The sequence below is a fragment of the Magnetococcales bacterium genome, assembly GCA_015231925.1.
Lineage (GTDB): Bacteria > Pseudomonadota > Magnetococcia > Magnetococcales > JADGAQ01 > JADGAQ01.
The window spans coordinates 21,394-27,471 of record JADGAQ010000038.1; the positions used below are offsets into that span (position 1 = coordinate 21,394).

4 protein-coding genes are annotated in these 6,078 nt (G+C 60.2%); all 4 read left to right on the plus strand.

The features are described 5' to 3' along the window. Window positions 1–18: 18 nt before the first annotated feature. The 4 genes from HQL56_06455 (at window position 19) to HQL56_06470 (ending at window position 6,024) form a co-directional block, all read left to right on the plus strand. Window positions 19–1,380 (plus strand): HlyD family type I secretion periplasmic adaptor subunit, encoded by a 1,362-nt coding sequence (locus tag HQL56_06455; GenBank protein ID MBF0309150.1) that lies wholly within the window; start codon window positions 19–21, stop codon window positions 1,378–1,380. Between the two features lie 22 nt (window positions 1,381–1,402). Beyond that, window positions 1,403–3,367, plus strand: coding sequence for an AAA family ATPase (locus tag HQL56_06460; protein ID MBF0309151.1), 1,965 nt, complete (start codon window positions 1,403–1,405; stop codon window positions 3,365–3,367). A gap of 56 nt (window positions 3,368–3,423) precedes the next feature. Beyond that, window positions 3,424–4,119 carry a transporter substrate-binding domain-containing protein gene (locus tag HQL56_06465; protein ID MBF0309152.1) on the plus strand — a complete coding sequence of 232 codons (696 nt, stop codon included), beginning with the start codon at window positions 3,424–3,426 and terminating at the stop codon, window positions 4,117–4,119. Window positions 4,120–4,218: 99 nt separating this feature from the next. Next, entirely contained in the window at window positions 4,219–6,024 is a 1,806-nt protein-coding gene (locus HQL56_06470; protein ID MBF0309153.1) for a PAS domain S-box protein, read from the plus strand. The last annotated feature ends 54 nt before the right edge of the window (window positions 6,025–6,078 follow it).

A 6,078-nucleotide genomic window follows, 5' to 3' on the forward strand; every position in this document is an offset into this window, starting at 1 on the left:
GCAGGCGGGGGTAGGGCAATGGTCTTGGGAAACGCGAAACAGAACTTTTCACGATACCTCTCGGAGGCCCTCATTCTGGAAGAGGAGGACATCTCCTGGAAATCGCGTCTGAAGTTGATGCTGGTGGTGGCCTTCATATTTTCGGTCTTCATCTGGGCCATCGTGACCGAGGTGGACGAGGCGGTCAAGACCACCGGTCAGTTCCAGCCCACGGGATCGGTACATTCCGTGCAGGCCCCGGAAGGGGGTATCCTGGCCAAACTTCTGGTCAGCGAGGGACAGCTGGTGGAGGAGGGGCAGGAGCTGTTGCGTCTGAGCAATGCCACGACCCTCTCCGAGAAGAAGCAGATTCAGGCCCGCCAGGCCGCCCTGCGGGCGCGTGCTGTCCGTCTGGAGGCCTTCGTCCGGGGAGAGGAGCCCGATTTTTCCGCCATCGGCGCCGAATTCGTCGATGTGGTGCGGGAGCAAAAGGTCTTGTGGCACACCCAGAACGAGGCCCGCAAGAGCAATCTGTGGCTCATCGATACCCAGATAGCCCAGAAAAAGGCGGAAGTGGCCCTCATCGGGGAGCAGATTCGCCAGGCGCGGGCGCGTAGCGGGGTCGACGACCAGTTGCTCTCCCTGCGGGAGGAGCTGGGGCGCAAGGATCTGGTTTCACGCATGGCCCAGTTGAACGCCCAGAGGGACGTGGTCAGCTCCCAGGGTGAGATCCAGAGGTTGGGCAAACAGTTGGAAAAGGCCCGCAAGTCCCTTGGCGAGGTGGAAACGCGGCGTCAGGCCATGGAGGCCGATCTGCGCCACAAGGCCAGCGACGAACTGGGTACTGTCAAGGGGGAACTGGAGCAGGTGGAAGAGCAGGTGACCAAGCTGGAAAATCGCAGCACCCACCTGATTCTCCATGCCCGGGTGCGCGGTCGGGTCCAGGATTTGCGCATGCGCACCATCGGCGGGGTGGTCAAACCGGGGGATGTCCTGCTGCAGATCGTCCCTTCCGATGAGCCATTGCAGCTCGAATTGCGTATACTGCCCAAGGATATCGGCTTCGTGAAACCGGGCCAATCCGTGGTGATCAAGGTGGCCAGCTACGACTCGGAGAGGTACGGTACGATCAAGGGACGCCTGTTGACCGTCTCCCCCTTCACCCAGTTGGAAGCGGACAAAAAGGTCTATTATCGGGGCTACGCGGCATTGGAGAAACAATACGTCGGGAATATTCCGGGAGCGAATCCGATACTGCCCGGCATGGCGGCTCAAGCCGACGTGGTCACGGGCAGTCGTTCCCTGTTGGCCTATCTGGTCAAACCTCTGGTGCCGGATCCGCGTCCGGAACCGGCGGGCACGGCGATTCCGAGCATGACCCGAAAGTCGCCGGTGAATTGAAGTTCAACCCTCTCAGGTGGCCATGAACAGCGACGATATGCGCAGCAGAAGGGGATCGGGTGGTTTGCCACTGACCGAACGGCAGGAGGAGATCCTGCATCTGGTGCAGGCGGGCAAGTCCAACAAGGAGGTGGCCAATCTGCTGGGTATCACGGAGGGCACGGTCAAGCAGCATCTGGTGGCCATCTACCGCCAGTTGAAGGTCAACAATCGCACCAAGGCGGCCCGACTCATCGAACAGGCCCGTGGCGAGGTGTCGCTCTTCTCCTCCCAGCAAGCCCCGACCGGAGGCACCGCTCCGTCCGTTCAGGAACGGCGCGGCCTGAGTTACTCCTCCTCCTTGCAGCCGGTGAGCCTGCTGGTGGTGCGACTGCCTTCGTCGGATGCGCTGCTGCATCGCCTGGGAAGCGAGGGCTTCGCCCGGCTGCAGATGCAGCTCAAACGCATCGTCGAGACGGTGGCGCGTCGTTTCGAAGGGGTGGTGCAAGGCTTTCCCGGAGGAGTGCTTGTCCTGTTCGGGGTGCCGCACATGCGGGAGGACGATCCGGAGCGGGCGGCGTGTGCGGCCTGTCTGGTGCGTCGGGAGTTGATCCGCCTCGGGGGCAACGAGTCGGGGGATGAGTTCCCCTGGCAACTGGGGGTGGCCAGTGGTCGATGCGTGGCCACAACCGATGCCCAGGGGCGCATCGCGCTGCAGGGTGATTTGCTCACGGAAGGTTGTTTCGCCTTTCCGGCCTGGATGCAGGGCGGGGATCGGCAGGGGCTGTCGATGGTGACGGATCAGGCCCTGCGCTGGCTGGTTTCGCGCTACGGAGCCCTTTCCACCTGGATTCCGGAGACCTCCTGCGCCGGACTGCGAACCCGGCCCGGTGGCATTCGCGCCATTCTGGAAGGTGAGTTGCTCGGTCGCCGCGAGGAGATGGAGGCTCTGGGCAAAGCCTGGCAGGAGGCGCAGGCGGGCCGCAGCGGCATGAGCCTGGTTCTCGGGGAGGCGGGCTTCGGCAAGACGCGGCTGATTCGGGAGTTGCAACGGGAACTTCTCGCCGGCGGAAAGGTGACCTGGCTGGAGGGAAGTTTCCGTGCCGTAACGCGCCACCGTCCTTTCCACGCCTTTCCCGGAGTATTGGAGAGCCTGGCGGGCTGTCGTCGGGAATTTTCCCATGCGGAGAGGGTCGCCCTGGTGGAGAGTACCTTCGGGGTCGAAACGCCGGGCTTGACGGACCTGATGACACTGATGGCCGGAGAGGAGGCCTTCCCTGCCGAAAACGGCGCGATTCGGGTGGAACGCATCGCGGCCATGCTGGTGCGGCATCTGCAGCGTCTCGAAGGGCCGGTGGTGCTGTTCCTGGACAATCTGCAGTGGATGGATGGCTGGTCGAGTCAGCTTTTACCCCATCTGGCGGAATTGTTGAACGGTACCAGGGTGTGGCTTATCGGAGCGGGACGGGGTGCGGAGTTGCGCACGCTTGCCGCAACGCCGGGTATCGGCGTGGTTGCCCTGCGGCGTTTGATGACCCGGGAGATCGTGCGATTGCTGGAAGATATCGCCGGTAAACCGCGTCCCGACAAGGAACTGACCGAGCAGATCGCCCAGTGGAGCGGTGGTGTGCCGTTGTTCGCCGTGGAAACCTGGCGATCCATCGCGGCGGGTCAGGAGGCGGGGGGGGAACCGGGTGAATTGATCTTTCCGGAAACCCTGCTGGGGCTGATTCTGGAACGGGTGGATCGGGTCGGCGTCGACTGGCGGGTGGCGCGGGCCGTCGCGGCCTACGGAAGGGTCAGCCTGGGGCAGTTGCAGAAGTTGGGATTGCACGTCGATTTGGCCCAGACCGAAGGCGCTTTGGAGCATCTGGTGCGGGTTGGGCTGGTGGAGAGCAACGGATTCGCCAGCCGAAGGGAGTTTGCCTTCGTGAATGCCATGGTGCGCGCCGCCATCCGGCAGACCTTGCCGGAAGGGGATCGCGTGCCTTTCGTGCGACAGATGTGATGCTGCGCAAGTCGCCAGGGAGTTTCCTCCTCCTTCCGATGCTTCTCGGTCTCCTGATGTCACAGGGGGCTGGTGCCGTTCCGGCCGTCAAACTGGTTCTGAACACCTCTCATACGGCGCCTCTCAACACGCCGGAGAGGTCCGGTCTGCTGGATCAATTCTATCAGGAGCTCTTCTCCCGGTTGGGAGTGTTCGTTGATATTCAGTATCTGCCCGCGGAGCGCTCCCTAATCAACGCCAACCAGGGGATCGACGACGGCGATGTTTGTCGCATCGCCGGCATGGAGAAGAGTTATCCCAATCTGGTTCGGGTACCTGAAAGGGTTATGTCCTACGAGCATGTCATCTTTTCCCGCTCCGCAGGGATTCATGTGCGACTTCCGGAGGATTTGAAACCCTACGACGTCGGGGTTGTCAAAGGGTGGAAGATCATCGAGTGGAATACCACTCCGGCCCATTCCGTGACCCTGGTGGATTCCGGGGAGCAGTTGTTTGCCATGCTGAACCAGGGCCGGATCGACCTGGCGATCATCGAGCGGCTGTCGGGTCTGATGCTGATCCGGGAAATGGGATATTCGGGAATTCAGGTGCTTGAACCGCCGTTTTTGAGCGGTGACTGGTATCTCTACCTGCATAGGAGGCACAGCCACCTGGTGCCGATCCTGGCCGAGGAGATCCGGCGCATGAAGGCGGACGGCAGCTATCAGCGGATCTTCGAAGCGGCGAAAGAGCGTTTTTCCCTGCCACATTGAATTTTTATGCAGGTTTTCATGGCGGAATATAATCCAAAGGATCTTGTTTCGCTCCTGCTATCCAAAGGCATTGGTAGGCGTTTTGCGCTTTACATTCTAATGTTCAGCTCTTTGGTCACGTTAATAATTACATCCATACAGCTTGTTCTGGATTATCGAAGAGATATTTCGGCCATCGAATATCGACTGAACGAAATAAGCTCCCTCTATCGGGATACCCTTTCCGCAGCCATCTGGGTTCACAATCTTCAGGGTTTACATCTTCAGTTGGAAGCCATTTTGCGGCTGCCCAATATTCGATATGCCCGGATTGACACCGTTCAGGGCGAACGCATCGACAGCCTTGGCCTCAGCCAGGATCACCATGTCATCAATACCCACTTCGAACTCTCCCATCCCCATCGGGGGGAGAGCGTTCCCCTCGGCAGCATCCAGGTACAGGCCGATTTGACGGGGGTCTATCGCCAGCTTGTGGACAGAGCCCTGATCATTCTGCTCAGCCAGGGTGTCAAAACCTTCATCGTCTCGTTTTTCATCATCCTCCTGTTCGAGATCCTGATCGGTCGGCATCTGAATACGCTCTCCCGGGCGCTCCAGGAGGTTGGGAGCGGGTCATTCAAGTTCCGTGTGGCGTTGAGTCGGGACGATGAACTCAGCAATCTCGGTCTGGCTTTCAACGATATGACCCGCCAGTTGGGGGAAGTTGTCACCGCACTGGAAAGCGAAATCGCCGAACGGCAAAGCGCGGAAGTGGCCTTGAAAGAGTCCGAATCCCGCTTTCGGCAACTTTTCCGCCTTTCCCCGGTTCCTATGTGTTTTGTCGGTGAGTCGGGTCTTCCGGTGGCGATCAACGCCCGCTTCGAACAAACCTTCGGCTATACTGCGGCGGAGCTGCCGACTCTGGAGCATTGGTGGCGGTTGGCCTGCCCGGTCGAATCGTACCGGCTCCAGGTGCAGGAGAACTTTAACTGCGCTCTCGCCCAGGCCCGAAAAGATGGGGGCGACATCGCTCCTGCCGAATACCGGGTCACCTGTAAACGGGGAGAGGTGCGCACCGTATTGATCTCCGGCATCAGTCTGGGCAACGATGTTCTGGTCACGCTTTTCGATATCACCGAACGTAAACGGGATGAGTTGACTCTGATCCGGGCCAAAGAGCTGGCCGAAAAGGCCAATCGGGCCAAAAGCGAGTTTCTGGCCGTCATGAGCCACGAAATCCGCACACCGATGAACGTGATCCTGGGTATGTCCGACCTGCTGCTGGATTCGGAGTTGAGCAACGAGCAGCGCGACTATGTGGGCAGGCTGCAGGTTTCCGGAAACAACCTGCTCGAACTGATCGACCAGATTCTCGACCTGTCCAAAATCGAGGCGGGACAATGCCTGGTTGTCGAGGAGCCTTTCCGTCCCCGAGAGGTGGTACAGGAAGTCGTCAATTTGCTGCGGGTGATCGCAGACGCAAAGACGCTGAAGCTGGAATACCACGCGGCGCCGTCGGTGCCCGAGTGGATTGGGGGAGACCGGTTCCGCCTGCGGCAGATAGTGCTCAACCTGGTGGGCAACGCCGTCAAATTTACCGAGATGGGCCGGGTGAGTGTGTCGTTGCAGTACGATGGGCAGGAGCCGCAGCATTTATTGATATTGGTGAGTGATACGGGTATTGGCATTTCTGAAGAGCAAATGGGCACCATCTTCGACCCGTTCACCCAGGGCGACTCCAGCATCACCCGTCGCTTCGGGGGCACCGGGCTGGGACTCACTCTTTCTCACCGCCTGGTGGTACAGATGGGGGGTCGTCTTGAAGTGGAAAGCCAACCGGGCGTGGGCAGCCTGTTCACCGTGAGTCTGCCATGGCGACTTGTTCCGCCGCACCAAACCGTCAAGGGGCCCGCTGACCGGGCCTGATTCCGTTTCTGTTTCATTCGTTCATTAATACGGGGGTCCGGGGGCGATTATCGC